At 59.1% G+C, this 24,478-nt stretch carries 19 protein-coding genes and 1 pseudogene; 10 read left to right on the top strand and 10 right to left on the bottom strand.

Annotated elements, in window-relative coordinates:
• Positions 1-25: 25 nt before the first annotated feature.
• The 7 genes from tgt to Q0Z71_RS15465 all read left to right on the top strand — a co-directional run bounded on the left by tgt (position 26) and on the right by Q0Z71_RS15465 (position 6,122).
• On the top strand, positions 26-1,159 hold the full coding sequence (tgt, locus tag Q0Z71_RS15495) for a tRNA guanosine(34) transglycosylase Tgt (RefSeq protein ID WP_298024716.1): 1,134 nt from the start codon (positions 26-28) through the stop codon (positions 1,157-1,159).
• A gap of 162 nt (positions 1,160-1,321) precedes the next feature.
• Positions 1,322-1,687, top strand: coding sequence for a preprotein translocase subunit YajC (yajC, locus tag Q0Z71_RS15490; RefSeq protein WP_298024714.1), 366 nt, complete (start codon positions 1,322-1,324; stop codon positions 1,685-1,687).
• Between the two features lie 94 nt (positions 1,688-1,781).
• Positions 1,782-2,192, top strand: a complete 411-nt coding sequence (locus Q0Z71_RS15485) for a TIGR04086 family membrane protein (protein WP_298024712.1) — start codon at positions 1,782-1,784, stop codon at positions 2,190-2,192.
• 355 nt (positions 2,193-2,547) lie between these two features.
• Positions 2,548-3,165 carry a hypothetical protein gene (locus tag Q0Z71_RS15480; RefSeq protein WP_298024710.1) on the top strand — a complete coding sequence of 206 codons (618 nt, stop codon included), beginning with the start codon at positions 2,548-2,550 and terminating at the stop codon, positions 3,163-3,165.
• 97 nt (positions 3,166-3,262) lie between these two features.
• On the top strand, positions 3,263-4,150 hold the full coding sequence (gene xerD, locus Q0Z71_RS15475) for a site-specific tyrosine recombinase XerD (protein ID WP_298024708.1): 888 nt from the start codon (positions 3,263-3,265) through the stop codon (positions 4,148-4,150).
• A 104-nt stretch (positions 4,151-4,254) separates the two neighbouring features.
• Positions 4,255-4,728 (top strand): sigma-70 family RNA polymerase sigma factor, encoded by a 474-nt coding sequence (locus tag Q0Z71_RS15470; RefSeq protein ID WP_298024706.1) that lies wholly within the window; start codon positions 4,255-4,257, stop codon positions 4,726-4,728.
• Entirely contained in the window at positions 4,725-6,122 is a 1,398-nt protein-coding gene (locus Q0Z71_RS15465; RefSeq protein ID WP_298024703.1) for a DUF4179 domain-containing protein, read from the top strand. Before Q0Z71_RS15470 ends, Q0Z71_RS15465 begins: the two co-directional genes overlap by 4 nt.
• 70 nt (positions 6,123-6,192) lie before the next feature.
• Here the strand turns inward: Q0Z71_RS15465 and Q0Z71_RS15460 are convergent, their stop codons facing one another.
• The 3 genes from Q0Z71_RS15460 to Q0Z71_RS15450 form a co-directional block, all read right to left on the bottom strand.
• Positions 6,193-7,194: a tyrosine recombinase XerC gene (locus Q0Z71_RS15460; RefSeq protein WP_298024699.1), complete on the bottom strand. Its 1,002-nt coding sequence runs from the start codon at positions 7,192-7,194 to the stop codon at positions 6,193-6,195.
• A 367-nt stretch (positions 7,195-7,561) separates the two neighbouring features.
• Positions 7,562-8,944 carry a DNA repair protein RadA gene (radA, locus tag Q0Z71_RS15455; protein ID WP_298024695.1) on the bottom strand — a complete coding sequence of 461 codons (1,383 nt, stop codon included), beginning with the start codon at positions 8,942-8,944 and terminating at the stop codon, positions 7,562-7,564.
• Positions 8,941-9,678: an N-acetylmuramoyl-L-alanine amidase gene (locus Q0Z71_RS15450; protein WP_298024691.1), complete on the bottom strand. Its 738-nt coding sequence runs from the start codon at positions 9,676-9,678 to the stop codon at positions 8,941-8,943. The genes radA and Q0Z71_RS15450 overlap by 4 nt, the downstream gene beginning before the upstream one ends.
• 169 nt (positions 9,679-9,847) lie before the next feature.
• On the opposite strand from Q0Z71_RS15450, the gene Q0Z71_RS15445 reads away from it, so the two are divergent.
• Together Q0Z71_RS15445 and Q0Z71_RS15440 are read left to right on the top strand one after the other, a co-directional pair.
• On the top strand, positions 9,848-10,306 hold the full coding sequence (locus tag Q0Z71_RS15445) for a spore coat protein CotJB (RefSeq protein WP_298024687.1): 459 nt from the start codon (positions 9,848-9,850) through the stop codon (positions 10,304-10,306).
• A pseudogene (locus Q0Z71_RS15440) lies at positions 10,306-10,503 on the top strand (manganese catalase family protein); the annotation flags it as partial. The gene Q0Z71_RS15445 and the pseudogene Q0Z71_RS15440, both read left to right, overlap by 1 nt.
• Before the next feature lie 55 nt (positions 10,504-10,558).
• On the opposite strand, the gene Q0Z71_RS15435 reads toward Q0Z71_RS15440, so the two are convergent.
• Genes Q0Z71_RS15435 through Q0Z71_RS15405 form a run of 7 tightly spaced genes read right to left on the bottom strand, consistent with a single transcriptional unit; the run spans position 10,559 to position 23,117 of the window.
• Positions 10,559-18,178 (bottom strand): LPD23 domain-containing protein, encoded by a 7,620-nt coding sequence (locus tag Q0Z71_RS15435; protein ID WP_298024683.1) that lies wholly within the window; start codon positions 18,176-18,178, stop codon positions 10,559-10,561.
• A gap of 12 nt (positions 18,179-18,190) precedes the next feature.
• On the bottom strand, positions 18,191-20,464 hold the full coding sequence (locus Q0Z71_RS15430) for a hypothetical protein (protein WP_298024679.1): 2,274 nt from the start codon (positions 20,462-20,464) through the stop codon (positions 18,191-18,193).
• Between the two features lie 12 nt (positions 20,465-20,476).
• Positions 20,477-20,962, bottom strand: a complete 486-nt coding sequence (locus Q0Z71_RS15425; protein ID WP_298024677.1) for a holin family protein — start codon at positions 20,960-20,962, stop codon at positions 20,477-20,479.
• Between the two features lie 5 nt (positions 20,963-20,967).
• Positions 20,968-21,984 carry a D-Ala-D-Ala carboxypeptidase family metallohydrolase gene (locus Q0Z71_RS15420; RefSeq protein WP_298024674.1) on the bottom strand — a complete coding sequence of 339 codons (1,017 nt, stop codon included), beginning with the start codon at positions 21,982-21,984 and terminating at the stop codon, positions 20,968-20,970.
• Positions 21,977-22,309, bottom strand: a complete 333-nt coding sequence (locus tag Q0Z71_RS15415; RefSeq protein ID WP_298024672.1) for a hypothetical protein — start codon at positions 22,307-22,309, stop codon at positions 21,977-21,979. The genes Q0Z71_RS15420 and Q0Z71_RS15415 overlap by 8 nt, the downstream gene beginning before the upstream one ends.
• 15 nt (positions 22,310-22,324) lie before the next feature.
• Positions 22,325-22,795, bottom strand: coding sequence for a hypothetical protein (locus Q0Z71_RS15410; RefSeq protein ID WP_298024671.1), 471 nt, complete (start codon positions 22,793-22,795; stop codon positions 22,325-22,327).
• On the bottom strand, positions 22,785-23,117 hold the full coding sequence (locus Q0Z71_RS15405; RefSeq protein ID WP_298024669.1) for a hypothetical protein: 333 nt from the start codon (positions 23,115-23,117) through the stop codon (positions 22,785-22,787). Before Q0Z71_RS15405 ends, Q0Z71_RS15410 begins: the two co-directional genes overlap by 11 nt.
• Positions 23,118-23,166: 49 nt before the next feature.
• Between Q0Z71_RS15405 and Q0Z71_RS15400 the strand changes: the two genes are divergently transcribed.
• On the top strand, positions 23,167-23,820 hold the full coding sequence (locus Q0Z71_RS15400) for a recombinase family protein (RefSeq protein ID WP_298024667.1): 654 nt from the start codon (positions 23,167-23,169) through the stop codon (positions 23,818-23,820).
• Positions 23,821-24,478 lie beyond the last annotated feature (658 nt).

The raw sequence follows: 24,478 nt of genomic DNA, 5'->3' as shown, positions 1-24,478 counted from the left end.
TCAAATACAGACTAGGAGAGACCACATGTTCAAAGTTCTCAAAACCGAGGGCCGCGCCCGGCGCGGCGAGTTTTCCTGCGCCCACGGCGGCACCGTCCAGACGCCGGTGTTCATGAACGTGGGCACCCAGGGGGCCATCAAGGGCGGCGTGTCCGCTCTGGACCTGAAGGAGATCGGCTGTCAGATCGAGCTGAGCAACACCTACCACCTGCACCTGCGTCCCGGTGACAAGCTGGTGCGGCAGATGGGCGGCCTCCACAAGTTCATGAATTGGGACGGCCCCATCCTCACGGACTCCGGCGGGTTCCAGGTGTTCTCTCTGGCCTCCCTGCGGAAGATCAAGGAGGAGGGCGTCACCTTTGCCTCCCATATCGACGGCCACAGGATCTTCATGGGGCCGGAGGAGTCCATGCAGATCCAGTCCAATCTGGGAAGCGACATCGCCATGGCCTTTGACGAGTGCGTGGAAAACCCCGCCCGGTACGAGTACGCCAAGGCCTCCACGGAGCGGACGCTGCGCTGGCTGGAGCGCTGCAAGATCGAGCACGACCGGCTGGGCAGTCTGCCGGACACGGTGAACCCCGGCCAGATGCTCTTCGGCATCAACCAGGGCGCCACTTTCCCGGACCTCCGGGCCTGGCACGCCAGGGAGATCGCCAAGATCGACTGCGACGGCTACGCCATCGGGGGCCTTGCGGTGGGGGAGCCCGCGGAGGTCATGTACGAGATGATCGACGTGGTGACGCCGGAGCTGCCGGAGGACAAGCCCCGTTACCTCATGGGCGTGGGAACCCCCAGCAACATCATCGAGGCCGTCAGCCGGGGCGTGGACTTCTTCGACTGCGTGATGCCCTCCCGCAACGGCCGCCACGGCAAGCTCTTCACCTGGGAGGGCACGGTGAACATTCTGAACGAGAAATACGCGGCGGACGAGCGGCCCGTCAGCGCCAGCTGCGGCTGCCCCCTCTGCCGGAACTTCTCCCGGGCCTATCTGCGGCACCTGTTCAAGGCGGACGAGGTGCTGGCCCTGCGTCTGGCGGTGCTCCACAACCTGTATTTCTACAACGACCTGATGGCTAAGATCCGCGCGGCCCTGGACCAGGGGACCTTCGCGGAGTTCCGCGCCCGGTACAGCGGACGGCTGGAGGAGCGGGCGTGAGGGGACGAAAGCCCATATATTTCGTGTCCGCTCTGTTTTTGCCGGCGTTTTGGGCGTTTTTGCCGTTTGAACAGGGAACTGCAAAGAAAGTTCTTGCAAAAGCTGGGATATTTGGTATAATGGTCTCATTCTGAATACACGAAGGAAAGAGGAGTTTTCAATATGGATCCAAATATGACATCTACGCTTATGATGATCGTGGTACTGTTCGTCATCATGTATTTCCTGATGATCCGTCCGGAGAACAAGCGGAAGAAAAAGGCGCAGGAGATGCGTGACAGCCTGAAGAAGGGCGACGTCATCACCACCATCGGCGGCATCGTCGGCAAGATCGTGTCCGTCAACAAGGACACCATCGTCATCGAGACCAGCGAGGACCGCGTCCGCATGGAGCTGACCAAGTGGGCCGTCTCCACCACCGGCGTCCAGTCCGGCGAGCAGCCTGAGGAGCAGAAGAAGGACAAGAAGGAAGAAGAGGCGCCTGCCGAGCTCCCCGCGGAAGAGCCTGCCGCCGACGAGGAGAAATGAGCCTCCTCTGAAATAAAAGAGGCAAGCCAATCATAAAAAACACCTCCCTTGGAATATGCTCCAGTAACGAGCATGCTGCAAGGGAGGATTTTTTATGGGCAAGGGGCGAAAACAACAGACGGCTGTTTGGATGGTGTTTCTGCAGGGGCTTTTGACGGCGCTGGGCATCTATCTGGCGGGACAGCTCCTGCTGGCGCTGCTGCTGGTGAAGGGGACGCTGCCGGAGGGGGTGGCCTTTCCGGTGGTGGCGGCGCTGTGCGCGGCGGCGGTGGCCTGCGGGGGACTGCTGACCGTCCGCAGGTCCCCCTGGGGGACGCTGCCCGCCGGACTGCTGACGGCGGGACTGTTCGCCGGGGTCCTGCTGGTGGTGGGGCTGTCCTGCTGGGAGAACGTCACATGGACGGGTCACGGCGGCGTCCTGCTGTTGTGCGTCCTGGCGGGCGGGCTTCTGGCGGGGCTGCTGGGCGGCCGCCGGAAGCGGGGCGGCAAGCGGAAGCGGAAATGACGACTTGTGATTTTTCACAAAATTTTGAAAACCGGCCGGTCTGACCGGCTGGAACGGCGCTTCGCGCCTGCGTCGCGGGGCAGGGGAGAGGGGACCGCAGATATGGGGCACCGGAGCAGGACCGGACCCCAGATGTGGTCCTTTTTCCGTGCCCGCGCTTCTTTGTTTCATAGGTTTACATAATGATGTTTACATAACATTTTGTCATAATTTCCAAAAAACTTCTTTTTCCTGTAATTTCCTTGATAAAATCAGGAAATTGAACTATATTTAATAAAGACATGGTTTACGTCAACCACGGCGCATAAACCGCCTGCCTGGCTCATAGGATGCAGCGAGGTGAGATGGTTTGAACGTGAGGAACCGTGACCGGGCTGGACAGCCCCTGCCGCGCCTGCTGTTTTTGGCGCTGTTCTTTTTGGCCGGTGTGCTTCTGGGACAGGTTCTGGCGGGCCGGGTGCCGGATGAGACCGGCGGCGAGCTGTCCCGGTATTTGACGGATTATGTGCGGCTCGGCGGCAGTCAGGACCTGACGGCTAAGACCGCGCTGTCTGCGGTGGTGATCTACTTCCGCTATCCGCTGCTGGCGTTCCTGCTGGGGTTCGCCTCCGTGGGCGTGGTGCTGCTGCCCTGCGCGGCGGCGGCCTTTGGTTTTTTCCTGTCCTTTTCCGTCAGCTGCTTCACGGCGGCTTTCGGTCCCGACGGCGTCCTGCTGGCCCTGGCGGTCTTTGGACTGCGGTGCGCGGTGACGCTGCCGGTGTTTTTCCTGCTGGCGGTGCCCTCCTGGGGGGCCTCCGCCGCTTTGGCCAGTCTGTCCTTTGGGAGAGGACGGCGGTGCGCGCCGGTGGCCTATGGCCGGAGCTGGTGGCTCCGTCTGGCGGCGTGCGGCGCTGCGCTGCTGATTGGCGTGTGTGTGGACTTGTTTGTTTCGCCGTGGTTTCTGCGGCTGATGCTGGAACGGATCCTGGCATGATATAGTCAACGCAGTTGAAAAGGGGCTCCTTTTCAACCGGCGGACCGATGCTTTTCAACTGTGCCGGCTATACAGAAGAGAGGGAGGGGAGTGCCCCTTGGCAACAGACGATATCGGGCGCTACGGCGCGTATCTGGCGGAGGAGAAGCACGCCTCCCAGAACACCATCAGCTCCTACCTGCGGGACGTGACGCAGTTTTCGGAGTACTTACAGCATGACCAGGACTGCACCCTGCGGGGCGCCACGGACGAGATGGTGCGCAGCTATATGAACTGGATGCTGGTCCACGGCAAATCCGCCTCCTCCGCCACCCGGTTTTTGGCCTCCATCAAATCCTTCTATAACTTTCTCCTGGCCCAGGGGGAAGTACAGGCGAACCCCGCCAAGGGAGTCACCGCCGCCAAGGTGGAGCGGAAGTATCCGGAGATCCTGACCAACAAGGAAGTGGAGCTGTTTCTGGAGCAGCCCCAGTGTGTGGATGCCAAGGGCTTTCGGGACCACGCCATGCTGGAGCTGCTGTACGCCACCGGCATCCGGGTCAGCGAGCTGATCTCCCTGGACCTGGGCGATTTGAATCTGGCCGCCGGTTTCATACGGTGCGCCAGCCGGGGCAAGGAGCGCATCATCCCCCTGTACCACGGCGCGGTAAAGGCCATTCAGGACTATGTGAAGAACATCCGTCCCCAGCTCATTGCGGACAGCGGGGAGGAGGCCCTCTTCGTCAACATGAACGGCGAGCGCATGAGCCGCCAGGGCTTCTGGAAGATCATCAAGCACTACCAGGAGAAGGCGGGCATCGAAAAGGACATCACGCCCCACACCCTGCGCCACTCCTTTGCCGTGCATTTGCTGGAAAACGGCGCGGACCTGCGCTCCATTCAGGAAATGCTGGGCCATGCGGACATCTCCTCCACTCAGATCTACACCCATGTGGTGAAGCGGCAGCTGAAGGACGTGTACCAGAAGGCCCACCCAAGAGCATAAAAAAGTCAGCACGGCAGGAGCCGTGCTGACTTTTTTATCAGATCAGAAAACAAAATCCACCGCTGGGAACTCTAATGAACAGAATGAGGAGAGGAGGGGCGCCTATGGACAAGGATGAATTCGCCGCCCGGACGGAAGCGGTCAAGCAGCGGCTGTACCGGACCGCATATCTGTATCTGGGCAGCGAGGCGGATGCCCTGGAGGCGGTGGACGAGGCGGTGTATCAGGCCCTGCGGGCGCTGAAAAAGCTCCGGGAGCCGGACTTTTTCGAGACCTGGCTCACCCGCATCGTGCTCAACGAGTGCCATCGGGAACTGCGCCGCCGCAAGCGATTGGCAGGGGAAGAGGCCCTGCCGGATACCGCCGGACCGGACAGCTATGACGCCCTGCCGCTGAGAGAGGCGGTCCGCCGCCTGCCGGAGGACCTGCGGCTGGTGGTGATCCTGCGGTTTTTCGCCGGATACACCCAAGCGGAGACCGCCGCCGCGCTGAACATCCCCCAGGGCACCGCCGCCACACGGCAGAGGCGTGCCCTGCAGCTGCTGCGTCTGGAACTGGGAGAGGAGGAGCGCCTATGAACCGAAACCAGGAATACGCCGCCCTGCTGGCGGAGCTGGAACAGACCCCGGAAGCGCTGGAACACACGGTGGGGCGGGCGCTGGACCGGCAAAATGACTCCCGAAAAAAGCGGCGGCTCTTCGGCATCCCGGCGGGGAGCCTGGCGGCCTGCTTTCTGGGCTTCATGCTGCTGGTGAACCTGTTTCCGCCCTTTGCCCGGGCCTGCGGGAATCTGCCGGTGCTGCGGGAGTTGGCCAAGGCCGTGGCCTGGTCGCCGTCCCTGTCCGCCGCTGTGGAGAACGAGTACGTCCAGCCCATTGTCGGACAGTCCCAGACTGTGAACAGCATCACCGCTACCATTGAATACGTCATTGTGGATATGAAGCAGCTCAATGTCTACTACACTCTGGAGTCCCGGCAGTATCCCCAGCTGGAGGCGGAGAGTCACGCCGTCCTGCCGGGGGAGCCGGGAGGGTGCAGCACCAGCAGCGGCTCCTTCGGCACCCCCAACGGCGAGCTGCGCAGCGCCCGGATCGACTTTATCGAGCGGGAGATCCCGGAAACCCTGGACTTTCAACTGAAGGTCTATGCCGGTCACAGCGAGGAAGAACCGGTGGCGCCGGTCCCTGTTGAAGAGGCGGACCCCTTTGACATTCCGGACAGTGAGCCAGAATATCTGGCGGAGTTTACCTTCCCCCTGGAGCTGGACCCCACCTTCACCGCCAAGGGAGAGCTGTTCCCGGTGGACGCCGTGTTTGAACTGGACGGCCGCACCGTCTCCATCACGGAGGCGGAGGTCTATCCCACCCACATGCGGCTGAACATCCACACGGACCCGGACAACGACGCCTGGCTCACCGGACTGGACTTCTATATGGAGGACGAGACCGGCCATCAGTTCCGACCCTCCACCAACGGCATCCTGTCCACCGGCATGACCGGCGGCAGCGACGATTCCATCATCTGGCTGGACAGTCCCTATTTTGAGGGCAGCAAAAGCCTGACCCTCCACATCACCCGGGCGGAGTGGCTGGACAAGACCGCCCCCCGGACCCGCTTGGACCTGCGGAAGGGCACAGCGGAAAACCTGCCGGAGGGCATCCGTTTCCTGAAGGCGGAGGAGCACGACAGGGGATGGGTGGTATCCTTTTTGGCGGACATCAAGGGGGAGCACACCATGTTCGGCCTGTTCCAGCACACCTTCTGGGACGAGGCGGGGCAGGCCCACGACATCACCTGGGAGAGCAGCTCCTACGGCTATGAGGACCCCGCCACGGGGGAGCGGGTGGATTTCGACAGTGTGTTTACCGCCGAATACCCACTGGAGAACTACCACGGGGATACGGCGTATCTGGAGCCGCTGTTCAACCATGTCACGGTGTTCGACATTCCCATCGCCATTCCCATCCGATAAATGCGAAGAGCTCCCGGAGCGCCGTGCAGCGCTCCGGGAGCTTTTTCATCCAATAAATAAAGATGCCTGTTTATTTTGATTTCTTGACCTTTGACAAGGGATTTGCCTTTGCAGCGACGCGGAGAGATTCGTTGTCGATGTGGGTGTAGATCTCCGTGGTATTCAGGTGGTCGTGGCCCAGGACCTCCTGGACGGCCCGCACGTCCACGCCGTTTTGCAGCATCAGTGTGGCGGCGGTGTGCCGCAGCTTGTGCGAGGAGTACTGGGTGCTATCGATCCCGGCTTCCGATAGGCGCTTTTTCACCATGGCATGGACCGTGGAGCGGCTGATCCGCTCGTTTTGGGCAGAGAGGAAGAGGGCATTCTGGTCCCGGCCGGTGATGGGCCGCCGGACCGCCAGATAGCGTTTCAAGGCATCTTGGCAGGCGTCGTTCAGGTAGATGATGCGGACCTTGTTGCCTTTGCCCAGCACGCGGAGGGCGTCCTCCTGGATATCGTTAAGATCCAGGCCCACCAGTTCGGAGATCCGCAGGCCGCAGTTAAGGAACAGCGTCAGAATGCAGTAGTCGCGCTCCTGGTTTTTGCCATCAACAGCGCTCAAAAGCTGCAAACTTTCGTCCAAAGTCAGGTATTTCGGCAATGTTTTCTTCAATTTTGGAGAATCAATATCTTTGACAGGATTTTCACGAAGTAGGTGCATCTTGTTGGTCAAGTAGTTGTAAAATGACCGGATGGTGGCGATTTTTCTGGCGCGTGACGCGGCGTTCAGACCGTAGTCGGAGCTGCGGCTGTTCTGGTGCTGAATGCGGTCCCGGCTGAGATAGGTCATGTAGCCGTAGATGTCCGTCAAAGTCACGCCGGCCACAAACTCCAGATCCACGTCCATGATGTCGATCTCATCCAGCGCCTTGTTTGAGAGGGCCGGATCGCGGGTCTGTTTCAGATAGCGAAAAAAATTCCGCAGGTCCAGAAAGTATTCGTCAACGGTGCGCCTGGAATGGGCTTTGATGGTCTCGTGATAAGAAAGAAAATCCCGCAGGATCTGCGGCGCTTCGGTGCGATAATCTGCCATAAGTCATTTGCGGGTAAATTGGTGGGAAAATCCGCTGGGAGCCGTCCGCCAGAGGAATTCCTTGGATGAAGGGCGTTCAAATCGCTGGAATTGGGTTTTTGCCCTCCCCTAAATTGAACAAAATTTTTATTTTGTTCAATTTCTAGTATGCCCGCAAAACCTCCTCTCTCAAGATAGTGTGTTCTAAAGCTGTCATAAAATCCGACAGTCTGCGCAAACTAGTCCCAACATCAAATAACAGAACGGATGATCGCTATGAGCCTGATTCCATGTACCAGCAAGTGTATTTATCAAGCCGACGGCATCTGCACGCTGGACAGCGCGGCAGCCGCCGGACAGCCCAGCTTGGGCGGCGCCTGCATCCACTTCATTCCGACGGACGCAAAGCGGCTCGGATCGCCTCACCGATATTGCGGGCCGGGATCAGTTCCAGGCCGGGAAAATCCCCCAGATTGCCTGCCCGGTGGGCCGGGACCACACACTTTTTAAAGCCCAGCCGCTGGACCTCGGAGATGCGCTGGGCCAGATGATTGACGGTGCGCAGTTCGCCGGTCAGGCCCACCTCCCCGACGGCCACCAGGTCGCTGGGCACCGGGCGGTCCAGATAGCTGGACGCCAGCGCCACCACCGCCGCCAGGTCCGCGGCGGGCTCGTCCAGCCACAGACCGCCGATGATGTTGATGTATGCGTCACAGGCGGACACCTTCAGGCCGCCCCGTTTTTCCAGGACTGCCAGAAGCATGGCCGCGCGGTTGTAATCAAAGCCGTTGCTTGTCCGACGGGGATTTCCGCCTGCAGACGTGACCACCAGCGCCTGGATCTCCGCCAGCACCGGGCGCACCCCCTCCATCACACAGGTGACGCAGGTGCCCGGCGCGTCGTCCGGACGGCCGGAGAGCAGCATCTCCGAGGGATTTTCCACCTCTTCCAGGCCCGCGTCCCGCATCTCGAACACGCCAATCTCATTGGTGGCGCCAAAGCGGTTTTTCGCCGCCCGCAGGATGCGGTAGGACGTGTGCTGGTCGCCCTCGAAATACAGCACGCAGTCCACCATGTGCTCCAGCACCTTGGGGCCTGCGATGGAGCCCTCCTTGTTGACGTGGCCGATGACAAAGACGGTGATCCCCCCCTGCCCTTTTGCCAGCTGCATCAGGGCCATGGTACAGTCCTTCACCTGGCTGACGCTGCCCGCCGGAGAGTCCAGCGCGTCGTTGTACAGGGTCTGGATGGAGTCCACGATCAGGATATCCGGCTGCTCCGCCGCCACGGACTCCAGCACGTCGCCCAAACTGGTCTCGGAGATGACATATAAGCTGCTGCTCTCCACACGTAAACGTTTGGCCCGCAATTTCAGCTGGTGTTCGGACTCCTCGCCGGATACATACAAAACCTTGGAGAATTCGCATAATTTGCTGCAAATTTGCAGCATCAGGGTGGATTTTCCGATGCCGGGGGCGCCGCCCACCAGCACCAGGGAGCCTTTCACCGCGCCGCCGCCCAGCACCCGGTCCAGCTCCCCCATGCCGGTGGGAAACCGGATCTCCTCGTCGGCCTTCAGGTCTGTCACCGGGCAGGCCTTCCGAACGGGCATGGCGGAGCGGACGGCCCTGCCGCCGCTCTTTTGAACGGCTTTCGGCAGCTCCGGCTGCTCCACGATGGTATTCCAGGCGCCGCAGGCGGGGCACTTCCCCGCCCATTTCAGCGTCTCGTTGCCGCACTCTGTGCAGTAAAACATGGTCTTTTGCTTCATGATGGTACTTCCTCTCCGGCGGCGCAGCGCAGATACCCGGCGGCAATGGCGGCGGCCAGCTTCAGTTGATACGGCGGCTCCTGCAAACGTCCGGTCTCCTCCGCGTTGGAGAGAAAACCGCACTCCACGATGACGCCGGGGGCCGTGACGTTTTTCATCAGATAGATAGTGGGCGGGATCTGCTTGGCGTGCTTCTCATTTCCCGCGTTGACGGCCGTGTTCAGGGAATCCTGCACGGTCTTTGCCAGCGCCTCTCCCCCCTCCTGCCGGTTCCAGAACACCTGGGCGCCGTGGGTCACGGGAGAGGACGGCAGACTGTTTTGATGGATGCTCAGCAGCACGGCGTTTTCCGTTCCATTCACCAGGGCCACCCGGTTTTTCAGGTCGGAGGCCTTCCGCTGGCGGATGGTGGCGAGGCCCTCGTCGCAGATGGTCACATCCTCCGTGCGGGTCATGACGGTCCGCTGCCCCGCAAGTCGCAGCAGGTCGTTGAGGCGCAGGGAGACCGCCAGGTTGAGCTGGCTCTCCTCCACGCCGCCCGGGGACACCGCCCCGCCGTCCTCCCCGCCGTGGCCGGGATCGATGACCACCGTCACCGGAACGCCCTCCCGGGCGGCAAAGACGGGCGCCTGCGGCGCGGCGTGTCCCGTCCACAGGATACCGCCCAGACACAGCAGAAAGCCGCAGAATAATGCGCTTCCCCAAATCGTACGCTTTCGGATCAAGATCAACATCAGACAAACACCCCTATGGAGCGTATGTCCGCCTGCTTATCCCATATTCCCAATTATAGCGGTTCCGGCCGCTGAAATCAAGGGCAGGCTCCCATCCAGCGCCCGGCGCATAGAATGGACCAGCGCATGGTGCGCCGTGCGCCATCCTTTCCAAAGGAGGACCCCTTTCATGGAGAAACCCGAGCAAACTGTATCCAAACCCTGCGGCGTCGATCAAGGCTCCCTGCCTGGAAACTGCGCGCCGCTGGCATTTCCCTATATCCCCATGCAGGACTCCAACCCGGTCCGGTACAGCCGGATGGAGGCGCTGGAGACCGGCACCCTCTTCCCCGGCCTGAACCTGCCCTTCAAGGCGGCGATCCAGGCCAAGACCAAGATGGCCAACACCGCCCTGGTGGAGCTGATGGCCCTGGATTTTGCCATTGACGAGCTGGGCCTGTATCTGACCACCCATGCCCAGGACCAGGAGGTCCTGCAATTGTACTGGTCCTATATCAAAATGGCGAAGGAGGGCCGCGAGAAATATCAGAAGATGTACGGTCCCCTGCTCCAGACCGACCTGACCCCGGAGGACGGCTACGCCTGGCTGAAGGACCCCTGGCCCTGGGATTTAGGAGGGAATGACTGATGTTTGTCTATGAGAAAAAGCTGCAATACCCCATCAAAATCAAGAACAGCAACCCCAAGCTGGCGGCGGTGATCATCAGCCAGTACGGCGGGCCGGACGGCGAGCTGGGCGCGTCCCTGCGCTATTTGAGCCAGCGGTACTCCATGCCCTACGCGGAGCTGAAGGGCCTGCTGACCGATATCGGCACCGAGGAATTAGACCCACGAAAATATATATGAAGAATCCCCACTGGTTTCAGCGGGGATTCTTTTTTTATTTTACCAGCTTCGGCATAATATCGTCAATATCAACCAGTCGGCCATGGCCAGTCCTGCCACCACCGCTTGCAACTGGGAGCAAGGAGCCCCCCAGTTTTGGCATGATATCATCGTTTTTCCCATGCCACGGCGCATCATCCAGCGTGCTTTCCTTATATCCTTCCGCATAGTACAGCGCCGTTTTCTGTTCGTTAGATACCGGCATAGCGTCAATGGCCGTGAGGACTTTCTCCTTTTTGCTTCCAGAGATTGTCTTTCCATTGGCATCTTTGTCAGCAGTCATGTCCTGTGTCGCTTCACGGAAATCCACATACTGTTTGGGTGTCAGTCCGGCATTATAGACTGCTTCCAGCTTCTCATATTCGGTTTCGTCCATCATGCTCTCCAGAGCCTTCATCTGTTCAGATGCAGAAATCGCAGAAGTCACAACAGCCTTGTACCGTTGTATATTGCTCACACTGGATTGCCCTGCTTGTGGTTTTAAACTTCCGATTGTCTTTGCGAGGCTTGCCGCATGAGTAGAAGATAACCCTGCGTCGGTGAGGTCCGTATACCGGTCCGCCTCAGCCGGAATCTGACTGTAAAATTTCAGGGCATCTTTGATCATTCCTTTCTGTTTTTCGGTCATCCCACTTTGGTCAAGATACACTTCAAATTGAGTTGCCTTTTCCGATGCTCCCATATCTTCCACATCATCCAGTGCAAGGTATTCCTGATAAGCGTCCGAGATCTGCTGCCAAGACATGCCATCCATCATCATCTTCCGAAATTGTGACGGCTTCTTAGCACCTTTGCTTGCAATCAGTTTTGTGTACATCTGCCAGCATTGTCTATCGGTCAGATTCTTCTCATTCTCCAGCAGTTCCAGCTTTTCACGGGTGTCCTCCCCTTTTCTGACATTCTGAACCGCCTGATAAACCGTTGCGCGATCTGCGCCCTCATTCACCATCAGTTCCACCAGATCAGATTGCTTGGCCGATAGACCGCTTTCTCCGGATGCATAAAAGTCCCGAGTCTCCGACAAGCCGGAATTACCGAACAATACCGCTTGCAGCCACTTATCCGGTCTCTGTTCCACAGGATATTGAAGCCGCCTTTTGTCACCATATCCATAGTTCCGGCCGCCGTCTAACATGGTCTGAATGCCTTGTGTCGTTTTCTGGAGCTGCCTCCCACCAGGGACCAGTGTCTTGCCGAGATCCAGCACAGCGCCGCCGATCTCTCCGGCAGAAGGATCTTCCGCCGCAACCGCTCTTCCGATTCCCTGAACAGCCTCCGCCATGTTGGTAAACGGCATTGTCTGGTCACCCAGCCCCAACAGCCCCGCCGCATTCCGCACAAAGGGAACATCATTGCTGATATTATACAGCAGGTCTCCCCCGGCGCTCTTCCAGTCGAACGGCTTGTCCTCCTCGTCATCATCATCGTCAAACAGGGTACTGCCAAACATCTTCTCCCACGCAGTGTTTATGACTGGCTTCAAAACGCCTTTCAGCATTGCATTGGTGCTCATTCCCATGCCGGAAGCGACGAAATTCGCAAGATACCCCAGCAGATCAAAGGGGGCCGGGGTACCGCCATAGATCCCCTCGGTGATCCGGTTCAGCAGAAAGGCGGACAGCAGTCCCTTGGTGACCACGGCGGCCACCGCCCTGGCGCCAGCCTTCTTGCCATGCTCCTTAGCTATGGTCTGATACTTTGCAGGCAAGTCCTGGGTAATATGCTCCCAGCTGTTCAGCGCCTCCACCTGGAACATATGCAGCATCTGATTGACCACGCTCTTGCTCTCGAAAGCCAGCGGCCTGCTTCCCTTCATCCTGGAACCCATGATCTGCGTGGCCCAGCGGTCCGCTTCCAGCATGGCCGCCTCCGAGGGCTTCCCTTCGGCCACCAGCTGATTGTATTTGCTCTGGACCGCCAAGGCCGATACCAGGCCGTCCATGATGTCCGCCGGCTTGAACATAGCGGTCACAACACTATCGAACCTGCTGTCATCCGCAGTCAGATAGTCGATGCCCTTCTTTCCTGTCAGAAGGTCGCTCTGGTCGAACAGCGCCGTTTTCTTGATATTCCAGATCTTGCCGCTGGTGCTCTTCGCCAAGTCTGCCGCTGCCTGTGCAACATATTTCCCATCCACTTCCGCCAAAATCTGGGCCAGCTGCGCACTCTGGTTCAACACAGAGGACATGTTTCCCGCCACCTGGGCGCGTCCAAAGGCGGCCACCAGCTTATTGCCGGCGTTTAGACTGGTGCGGCCTGCCATATATTCCATGCCGCGGTCCGCCATGCTCTGTTTTCCGGCAAGAAGATTTGCGTAGTTGTCGATGTACTTCACAAGTTCGCCGTATTTCGTGGTCTTCGTCACATTGTCGTACAACTCGTTGATATACTGGTCCATCATGGTCCTGGCATCCTGATAGGTCAGCTTCGTCCCCTCGGAGATCTTCCCGGCGTCCCGCAGCACCTCCGTCTGGGTGTTCAGATCCGCATACCGCAGACTCTCCGCATGGTCGATGGCGTGGCTGATCTCCTCCGGTCCAAAGGTTTTCCGCAGGTACCGGGACACACCCCGCAGGCGGGCAATATCGTCCGTATGATAGAAGATATCGCCCAGGTAGCTGACATAGGATTCATATCCCTTGGACACGTCATAATCCGTCTTGTTCCCTGTGCGGGACTGGAAGAAGGGATTCCACCGCTTCCCCGGCTTGTAATCCGCCGTCAGGCCGGAGATGGAGGTGGGCAGGCTGGAGGCGTCTGCATTAACTCCCATGGCCCGCAGGGCGGACAGCAGCTTGTTTTGTGTATCCGCCCCCTGCATGTGTGGCGCATATCCCTTGATAAAACCTATGGTCCCATAGCCATGGGCCGTCAGGAAGTCATTCACAGCGTCATAGAATAGATCATACTGTTCCGCGAATTTCTGGACAGCATTGTTGATCTTCACGCTGTCCAGTTCCCCGGAGGTCATCAGCTCCTGATTCTCTGTCCATCTGGCAAACTGCTGGGCAAGTCCCCGCTCCTCAGCATCCAGGCTGAACTCCCTGGCAGCGTCCACAGGGTCCTCTCCATGCCGGATGTTCTCCGCCGCATTCCGTATGCCCTCGGCCATCTCCATAGAGGCAATGGTCTCCCCGACAAAGCGGTCCTCCAGCATTTGCTGCACGATGGCCCGTTCCTCCTTTGTCAGGCCGCTGCGCTGTCCCTGGCTATCCTCAAAGGTCCGTACCTCATTCAACTGCCGTTGGATGAAGCGCGCTTTTGACGCCTCATTCTGCTGTACGGGGTAAATATACGCCTCATTGATCTTTTCGCCCTGGAGGTCCCCAAAGATACTTCGCATAACCCGCTCCGGAGTCCGCTCATTCATCACCAGCATGTGGATCGGCTGATACTTGGCGTCGTCCTTAAAATACTTTTCTGCCAGACGCTCCGTCTTTCGGCGGATCTCCTGACCCCGCTCCTGCACGCCGTCCGTGCCTTTATAGCTGTTTTCAGCTATATAATAGTCTGCCAGTTCCGTCACCGTGGCTCGGCTCATAGACGCCGGAATGTCCTCGGCGGTATAATCTCCGTTGGCGATCCCCTTTGCAAATTGTCTTTCGCCCCGGCTCGGCTGGAGGCGTGCCTCCGCCTGCCGTCTGGCTCTGGCGGTCTCCTTTTTGGCCTGGTCCGCTCCCCGCAGAAAGTCCGTCCCGCGATAATCCGCCATATCCCCGGCAATATCTGTCACGCCCACCTTTTCAAGGGCCGAGGATGTCCCCGCAGGTCTCTCTTGTGCCTCTTTTGCCAGCTGGTCCGCCTGAAGCTCCTCCTGGGTCCAGTCTGCACGCTTCCCCTGGTCAAATCCGGCAATGCCAATCTGTCCATCACTGCCGAACTGCGTCCCGTCTCTCTGATTCTGCACCAGCTCCCGCAGGGACGGCCCCATAGAGAACTGACCGGCCCCAGTATCCGGAGAAATATTTACGTGGTTTCCAACATATTCTTCCTTGATATTTTTCGCAAGGTCTGCTATACTAACTGTATAAGCCTCGCTTGCTGTGGCCCGGTCTTGAAAACCGGCGTGGAAGTTTTCTTCCCTCACCCAGCTAAGCGGGGTGTTTTTATATTCGATGCTGCGAAGATTGTATGCCCGGTGGATGGCATCCCCCTGATTTTCCAGCACATCCACCCGCAGCACTGCAATTTTGGGTCCGTCCATCTCATAAGGCGCTGCGAATATGTACTGAAACAACCTGTGCGGGTTGTTTTTCTTTTTCAGATTGCTACCGCTGTCGATTTTTGTATCCACAGCGCCGATCAGGCAGGCTTGTTCCATCAATTCACGGGCGGCGCCCAGTGTGCGCAGAGAGTCGGGATTCCGCTGTTTAGCAGAATTTGTAGCACTCTCAGAAAAGAAATCCTTTCCCATTTGGATATTCAGGCCAGTCCAATTGTTGGTCACCGATCCTGTCTCCAGGTCATTCACTGCGCGCCTTGCCTGGTCCATCTCCGCGGTGACTGCCCACCGCCCGCCTAATGTCGGATAGATGATATCTCCCGGTTGTACCCGAACAGCCTGTAACGGTGTCTGATCCTCTACGATCCGTGTATCGAACCCGTTTGAAAACGGAGACCGGTCTCCCATTATCTGAACGGATCTTGCGGCCTCTTCACGAATGAAGCTGAAGCGGGGCTTCCACTGGCCCTCCCCATCCCTGAGCATGATATCCCCAGTCTCAGGATCATAATAGGGCCTGGTCGGTCCCTGCTGAACATCCGCATCGGTATCCATATAAAGTGTGGTCCCAACACCATCCGCAAACACTGTGTTCTCGTCCCCCAGCTGGGGCATTTTCAAGGTCCGCTCCTCCGCTGTCAGCCCCCGCCGGGCCGCCGCGTCCCTGGCCTCGATCTCTCCGGCGGTGTTGCGGTACAACGACTCCGCGTCCGGCTTTCTGGCACTTATTTTTTTGAGGTTCTGATAAATATCTCCATACAGTTCCTCCTGGAGCCTTGCATACTCTGGGATATTTTTCTGGATAAATTCCTTTTCCAGCAGATCCGCCTGTTCACTGGTGATCTCTCCACTCATTTCCCGAGCAAGCAGCGCATCAATATATGCCTCTAATCCAACAGAGTCACCTAACTCGCTCATACGCTGAACAATTTTTTCTTTTCTGTGCTGCAATACTCGCGTATCAACCCAGTCATCTGCACTCTGGGTCATGATTTCCCAGTATCCAGGGCTGGCCCCACCGGTGAATCCTTCTGCCTGCTGAATGGCGTGCTGCACCTCATGAATCAATGTGTCATCCGGAGCGCTTTTCAGTAACTGATTCAAGGTAATGGTATTGGTAGACCGATCAAAGGAGCCATGTTCTCCTGCTTTAAGGTCTGCAAACCGCACTCGCACATTCTTCAGCTCCGGATAAGCGCCGAACAGTTCCTCATGCTGGATATAATCCCCCAGCCTGGACGCTCTCGACACATTCGACCGTTCATAGCGCATCCCGCTGTCGTCGATCTCCCAGCGCCATTTTCCGTCCATGCCCCGGTACCAGCCCGTTTCACGATGAATAGTGTCGGTGTCCGTTCCCTGCCGCTCCATCTCCTGGGCCGTCTGCAAGGCTCTCAGGTCCGCAGTCCGGGCATTGACCCCCGCAAAGGTATTCTGTGCCGCTCTGGCTCCGGCCTGCTCTCCCGCGCTCCGCAGTGCCTTCTCATACAGCCGCTGGGCGTCGATCAGGAAACGCTCCTCGCTGGTTCCCCGTACTTTGGCAACAGCGTCCCGCAGCCAGTCATAGATTCTTTGGAACAGATTGCGGTCCGTCTGCAAAAGCCGCTGGATGCTCCGTTCATCTTGAAATAGATAGTCCTCCGCGAACTTGGCCACCATCTCCCGGCTGGCGCCGTCCTCGTCCAGCTCCACGCCGTTGTCCTGATAGATCCGCTGCACATCGCCCCGCAGCGCGTCCACGTCCACCCCCATATCCTCTGCCAGGAAGCCAAGCACCCGCTGGGAGAATTGACTGTACAGGCCGCTGGTCTCCATGTGGTGGGTCAGCTCATGGACCAGCACCTGCCGCACGGGATTCTCCGCTGTCGGATCGATGGTGATGATATTGTTTCGGTACTCCCCCGCCGCACCGTTGGTCAGCTTATCCACTGTGAGATCAGCGCCGAACCTGCCTGCGATCTCTCTTGCCTGTGTAAAGGCCTCACGCTTTTCAGGCGCTACGTCCTCCATCATCCGCCCCCAGGCGATATGTCCGCCGGGGTCTAACTGGGGCATGATGTTCTGTGCGTCCCGCACCGCCTGCCGGGCCTCCTGGGAGAACATGCCCTGCTCCCTCATGGTGTCATATGCCTGATCGATGGCCGTGTTCTGCACCTGGGTCCGGTATCCCTGATATCTGCTCTTGGCGCCTGCCACGCTCTCCACAGCGCCGCCCAGTCCGCCCAGTGCGCCGCCGATCAGGAAGTCATACACGGCCTCCTCCAGGTCAAATTGTGCGCTGGGGTCATAGGTCATCCGCTTCAGGATGGGGTTTGCCACATCCTCCAGGAACTCCTCCGCACCCTCGCTGACAAAGCCCGCTCCGGTCTTTAAAAAGCCCTCCAGGGCGGTCTTTCCCGCCGCTGTCTTAGCAAAGCGGTCCACGGCCTTGCCGATGGCGGCCTCCACGATGTCGTCCCCGATGCCCTTTCCAAATGCCTTGGCAAAGGGCGCCACCACGTTGGAGAGCTTTTCTGTTGCCACAGAGACTGCCGCGCTCCCCAGTCCATAGGCCAGCTGCTGTCCCAGCGTGGCGCCCTCCTGCCGGGCCTCCTGGGCCGCGCCGCCGAAGCTCCGCACCGCCATGGGCACCAGGGCGCCCCCGCCGGTCAACAGGCCGGCGCCGATGTCCGCGCCCATTTGCAGGCCCGCTGCGCCGATATCCACCAGAACCCCGCCGGTCTTTCCCAAGCCCTTCTTGGCGTCCAGAATATCCGCCGCGCCGGACTCGGACAGCCGGTCCGCCGTCTGCTCCAGCTGTTCCGCGCCTTTGTCGGTATAGCGGGTCTGATCATCCATATTTTCCTGGGACAGTCCTGCCGCATTTCGGTTCCGCTGGATCAGCATCCGCAGGCGCTGCCGCTCCGCCTCCGTTTTGGCGGTGGAGAGCTGGGCCTCATACCGCTTGATGTTATCCAGGGCCGCCTGGATCTTCTGCCGGTCCTGGCTCGCCATGTCGTTCAGGGCGGAGGCGCCCCGCAGGGCCATGCCGCCGGTGTTCACGAACCCGGCCCCCCACTGCTTTGCAGAACCGGACACCACGTCCGCCGCCCGGCCCGCCAGCGTCGGCACCTCTACCTCTCTTGTAACGGTCCTGCCGCCCCGGCTTCCGCCTGTCACCGCCTGGACCTTCTTGCTCCTCCAACTGTCCGTGGAGGGCGTCAGGCTCCCCTTCTGTGTACTTTTGGCGGGGATCTGCGTTTGGGATGGGGTCGCCATCCTCCATGCCTCTGTGATCTTCTTTCCGGTGTTATCCCCAATGGATACCAATTTGCCGGACTGCTTGGAAGCCGGAGACGCACTCTGCGTCTCCGGCTCCTTATTATTGGTAGCGATTTTTTTCAATGTTCCCATGATATCCTCCTATCAGGAAGGTGTGTACTGTACCCCGGCCTTAGCAAGCACTGCCTGGATCTCCTGTTTTTGCCCGGAACTCATGGCTCCCCAATATTGGTCCAGATAAGGCAGCACATTGCTGATCTTGTTCGTCTGTACCAATCCGCTTACGGTCTGCTTCAACTGCGAGAACGTCGGGACACCAGGCGTTGTAGCCGCCGCCAATTCGATAGTGCTCGCTCCACCGGAAGGCGCTCCTCCCGATGTGCCGGATTGCCCGCTCGATGTCTTTCGCGGAGTGCCTGCCGAAGTTCCGGCAGACTTTGCCGCCGGTACTCCCTGTGTCTGCTGCTGAAGCAGGAAGGTCTGCGCCTCCGACCGGTTGATCCCTGCCGCGGCTAGGGTCTCGTCATTGGGCATGAATCCGGCTTTCAGCATGGTCAAGGCCTTACTGTATGCGCTCTCCGCATTCTGTGCGTTTAGACTCTGCTGGTTCCAGTAATTCTCGTTGTCCAAACTCACCTGTCTCCAGTAGTTGTCATTCGCCATCTGCTGCTGGTTCTGCACATATCCCATCCACTGTCCCTGAATGGTCTGTAAGTAGCCCGCAAGCTCCTGGGCGGTCTGCATGTCCCCTGTCAGCTGGGCGTTGGTGATGGCGCTCTCCAGCTCCCTGACGGTGGCCAGACGCTGTTTCTCGATCTCCGTCAGCTGATTCTCATAGTTGGTCTCTGTCGCGATCCGCTGACTGTCCGCCATGCCGCCGGCATAGCCGCTGGCACTCAGCTGCTGGTCCAAATTCTTCTGTCCCAGCATCTTGGCGATATAGGCCTGCCGGGCCAGCTCCTCTGTGTCGTCATTGGTGGTGTCGATCTGATCCCGATACCCTCTGACGGCATTCTGGACCGCCGCCGCAATGGCCGCTCTGGTCTGTTCGGAGTACTGGTCGTATCCGGTCCTCTCCAGAAAATCCTCAAAGGACATGATATCGGTGCCCAGGCCCGCTCCGCTCTGCGGAAACTGGCCCCCTGCCCCCTGTCCGCCGGTGGCTGTGATCTGCTGATCCAGATACAGATACGGATTCATGGGATTTGCGGACCCGCCCAGCGCCGCGTTCATAGAGCCTGCCAGACCGCTGGCATCCACCCCAAGCCCAGCAGGCGCAAAATCCGCCTCATCCAGCAGCAAGGTGCCTGTGGCATCGTATTTCCGCCCCACGCCGGTGCGGTCCACCGCCATGTTGTGCAGAGCCATGTACATGTTGGGATCATAGGCGTCCGCACCGTAATACCGGGCCATGGCCGCGATCTCCTCCGGCGAGTAGCCGGGGGACCGCCCCGCCTTTGTCACGTCCTGGCTCGCCGGAGAGGCGATCACAGGCACGCCGTTTTCGTCATAGCTCACCCAATAGGTGGTTTTCCCGTCCGCCGTCCGTTTCAACAGCGTTTTCCCCGCGTTGCTGGGGTTCACAGAGGCGCTGGTGAGCCCCAGGGCGGCAAGCCGCCGCTGGTTCTCTGTCCGCTCGTTCTGCCACGTCTGCCGGGCGCCGGAAGAGTTCATCCACGCCTTTTGGATATCCGCGTAGGCCTGGGCCTGGGTGGTGCCGCCTCCGGCGGAGCCGGTATCGAACATCTTATAGCCCCGCCGCTGCAAGGCGTCGTAGGCGGCCATCAAGTCCCCCTGGGCCGCCAGCTGCTGCGCCTGCGCCAAATAATCCACGCCGTCCTCCCAGCCCTTGCCCAGATGCACGGCGTCCGTGCCGTCAGGATACTGCAAACGCTCTCCCGCATACAGCCGCACGGTGTCCTTGTCCCGGTCGGACAGGGCGTCAAAGCTGCTGCCGTACTGGGCCCTGAGCTGCTGGAAGATCTGACTGTTGCTGGTTCCCCGGTCGTTGCCGCCCTGGGCGTTGATCTTCTGCTGCCGCTGGTTCAGGGCGGCCGCCACACTGCCCCAGTCCCCGCGGGCCGCCGCGTCAATGGCCTGCTGGTGGTAATCCACGCCGGTGCCGGCGGGTTTGGAGGCGCCGGAATAGACGCTGCTCCAAGTGGACTTCACCGCATCGTCCACATCCCGGTCATAGCTGCCGCCGGAGGACTTAGCAGGCTTGGAGCTTCCGGACGATCCGCTGTACACGGAACTGAATGTCTTATCGGAGCCGGTCATGGTCGGCTCCTTGCCTCCGTACTTGTCGTTGATCTTATTCTGCCGCTCCTGCTCCAGCTGCCGCCGCTCCGAGGAGGACAGGTCTGTCCGCTGAAGCTCCTTGGAGTAATCTTTGTTTGGATTGTAATACCCGGCCATGGCGCCTCCCCCTTATTCTTTCTGATCCGGAGACAGCGCGTCTCCTGTGGTCTCCACGGTCCCCTTCAGCACCAGGATCATCTTTTTTAAAAATTCCGGCAGCGGAGCGCCCATCTCGCCCACATTTTCCAAAATGCTGCCCAGCTCCATCAGAATATACCAGGCCACCACCAACGGACAGACCAGTACGGTGTATGTAAAGGGCAGTTTCAGCCCCTGGATATGCGACAGCAGGTATCCCATCACAGCGTCCAGGATCCCGGCCGCCAGTACGGCGAAAATACATCCCGCCTTGTGCCACAGGCCCTCCCGGGCCACCGCCGAGGACCATTCCCCGTTCTTGGCCGCCGCGCTGTACCCGGTGATATAGTCGATCGCCATGCAGGCCACCCAGGCCAGCACCATCCAGCCAAACCAGCCCCACAGGGCCGTCATGGCCGCCAACACAGCGGAGACCGCCGCTTTCCAGGCATTTACTTTGTTCTCCAGATCCACCATTTCCATCATCCTTTCCAGTCCGCTTTTTCCTCACGCACGTCGATATGCGTGAATGTGCTGTATAAACCAACTCCGCCCCAGTCCGGCATGATCTCCCGGGCATAGGCGGCCACCGCTGCTACGCTGACGCCCTTGACGGAGATATCCGCCGCCGTGCCATAGCAGTGCTGGCTCTGGGCCGCGCCGCCCACTTTTTCGTTGTACTGCGGCGTCCGGTATCCGCTGTTCACCGTGACGGCCTTCCCGAAATGGCTCCGGATGCTCTGGAGCACCATCACCAGCCGGGGCGCCACCAGCACGGCGTCGCTGCCGTCCTTGCAGGCGAACTCCTTCACCGTAAAATTGCCGGACAGCTTTCTTCCGCCGTCCTTCTTCTTGGAATATGCATTGATTTCAACCATGGGCTTCTCTCCTTCCGGCTCCAGGCCGTCCTCTTTCTTCAGATACACCAGGATCAGGTGCTGTACCTTCCGGGCGCTGGTGATCCGTTTTCCGTCAAAATCGCATTGGGAACTTCCACCGCCGTCCAGCATCACGGCGCTGTCCCACCCTGCCGCCGCCAGATCGTCCCGCAGCCGCTCCGGCGTCCGGGCCATGGTCCCGCCGTCCCTGGTGCAGTACAGGGCGATCCTGTCCCCTTTCAGGCTGATGGCGGAGCGCCCCCGTCTCCCGCCCTGGCCGGGGTCATAGGTCAGCTTGTCCAGCTTCTTCCCGCCCACGATCAGCGGCGTACAGGCGATATAGTTCTCCGTCTCCGCAGGCAGCGCCCTCATGGCGATATCCGCTCCCCGGTCCCATGCGTACCCCTGCACGGTATAGGCGGGGCGGGCGATCACCCGCCCGTCCGCCTTCAGGTGGCAGTTCACCGCCCCAGTCCGCATGTTGTAGAGGGTGCCGTTTAGGATGTAGTCCGCCCCGGTGGCCTTTTTGACGGCTGCCAGGGACCTCCGCGGGCTGTTCAGGTGGATCCGGATCTCCCGGACCCTGGACAGCGGCACGGTAACGGCCAGATGGTCAGGCATGGTCCACCAGCTCCCTGCCCTTCACCTCGTACACACGGCCCGCGATATGTACCAGGGCGAAGCTCTCTCCCATGTCGCAGTCCGTCAGACAGCCGTCCTGGACCGCCACCTTGTCCAGGGTGCCGGTGCCGGAATCCAGCAGGCCGAAGCCGTTGGCCTGGTCCGGGTAACAGCCGACAGTGGTGCCCCGCTTTTCCGCCTCGGTCAGGGTGTTTTTCTCTGGGTCCAGATGGATGCCGGAACCGGCCAGCGCGGCGTTGGCTTCCTCCAGAGTGGTCTCGCCTGCGGTGTACTTCGAGATGATCTCATGGATGTTGTTCTTCATATTCGTTTCTCCTTTTTATGTGTTTTGAATTTCCTCCACGGTCCCCAGGTCCTCCCACCCCGCGGGGTACTCGCTGGGCCGCCAGATGTTGTTGTCGATGCCGGAGCGCCACACATGGCCGCCGTCCACAGCGCAGTCTCCCTGCATGTACATGCCGCTGGTGCCGTTGGGCAGCAGATAGGGCTTGGCCCGTCTGGGGTCCTGGGTGTGCTTGATGGAGTAGATGGCGGGCAGGTCTGCCGGTCGGGAGCCGGGATTGTGGGCCGGGGTGTGGGCCTGGAGGATGGTGTACACCTGTCCCCCGTCCCGGACGGGCCATCCCAGCATGTCCGCGGTATACACAGCGTCCTCCCGCCAGGGCGGGATATGGTCCTCCTCGGCAATGATGGCGGTTCCGTCCAACTCCGGGGCGCGCCTTGCAAGGTCCAGGGCGGCCGCCCGGCCTCGCTGCCGCTCCCGGCTCAATACGTTGTCCTTAGCTGTCATAAGCAGTGCTCACTCCCTCCCGATAAGCTGCGTCCAGGGCGGCCCAGGTGACGGCCTCCTCCGGCTCCGGTTCAGGTTCCGGAGGAGGCAGAGACGCCTTCCACGCCTCCCATGCCTCTATATTGGACACATAACCGGTCACAACAGAGATCCCCTCGATTTCCCCCAGTGTCAAGGTCACAAAGCCATTGTGTTCATAAAAGTCCCCAGTATCCAGCTCCTCCGGCCACAGTGCCATGCCCTCCTGGACATTTTTCATGTCGGACTCCTGGATACCAGGATATGCGCCGCTGGGATTTGGCGCTTTTTGAATGATTTTCATGTATGATACCTCCAGGGATTCACTAAAATTTTTGAAAAGGAAGTTGACTATGGAAATTGGATATGCCCGCGTATCTACTGATAAGCAGCACGAGGACAGACAGCTATTTGCCCTGCAATCCCTCGGCATCCCAGACTCCGGCATTTATGTTGACAAACAATCCGGCAAGGACTTTGCGCGGCCGCAGTATCAGCAGATGCTGGAGCGGCTGCGGCCAGGCGATGTGCTGTACATCAAGAGTATTGACCGGCTTGGCCGCAACTACGACGAGATCCTGGAGCAGTGGCGGACCCTCACAAAAAAGATGGATGTGGACATCGTGGTCCTAGATATGCCTCTGCTGGACACCCGCAAGGGGAAAGATCTGATCGGCACGCTGATCTCCGATATTGTTTTGCAGCTGCTCAGTTATGTGGCCCATCAGGAGCGGGAGAGCATCAGCCAGAGAACGAAAGAGGGACTGGCCCGCCGGCGGGCCGCCGGTGTTGTTTTGGGCAGGCCAAAGGGTGCTTTGGGAAAACACACGAAACTCAGCGGCAAAGAGGATGCGATCCGTTGCCTGTTGGACTGCGGCAACAGCTATGCCGCCACCGCCCGTGCCCTGAAGGTAGACCGCTCCACTTTGGTCCGTTTTTGCGACGCAAGAGGGCTGCGGCGTGCAGAAAAAGGCGGGATAAATTGCAACGTGGCGGATGCCTCCTGAAATCTGTTGCAGAATAGATACCCTTTTTCCGCATATTTTGCTGGATTTTCCCGATTCTGTAAGCCCGCTCTTCCGGTGGGCGGGGCATCTTCCCCGCCCATTGCACCACATTTTTTCGTTCGATTTCGTGCCTAAATGTGTGATTATCATAAATGACAGCCGTAGTTATTTGGGATTTAGGGGATCTTTAGCTTATGTAGGTCAAACCGGCATTTCAGATTCCTATAATGCAAGAATGACTTTTTCTGGGAAAACCATGTCTTGGTATTCTAATGATTCTAGCTATGGCGTGAATTGTCAGTGTAACGAGAAGGAAGCTATATACTTTTGGATAGCTCTAGCATAATCGTTCGATTTTTCGCCCGCTATTTTAAGCATCACAACAAAATCAGGATATGGTGAAATACGAGGAAACGACACAGTACTTTTTTCCTACTTACCGATCCAGGGAACAAGATATAAATTTGATGGGAATACCGTCACTTGGGCAGTGTCGAATAGTTCCAGCTATGATGCCGGAGACCAGCAAAACGAAAGTGGAAAGACGTATTATTACGTAGCCATTGGCAAAGAGTGATTATGTGTTAGCGCCGGGCGAAAATCGCCATTCCGGGCCGGGCGAAAATCGCCAATTTTGGCCGGATGAAAATCGCCAATC

Source organism: uncultured Dysosmobacter sp., assembly GCF_947631635.1.
Lineage (GTDB): Bacteria > Bacillota > Clostridia > Oscillospirales > Oscillospiraceae > Oscillibacter.
Note: the sequence above shows the minus strand (reverse complement) of the source record. Positions and strands in the feature narration are given on the sequence as shown.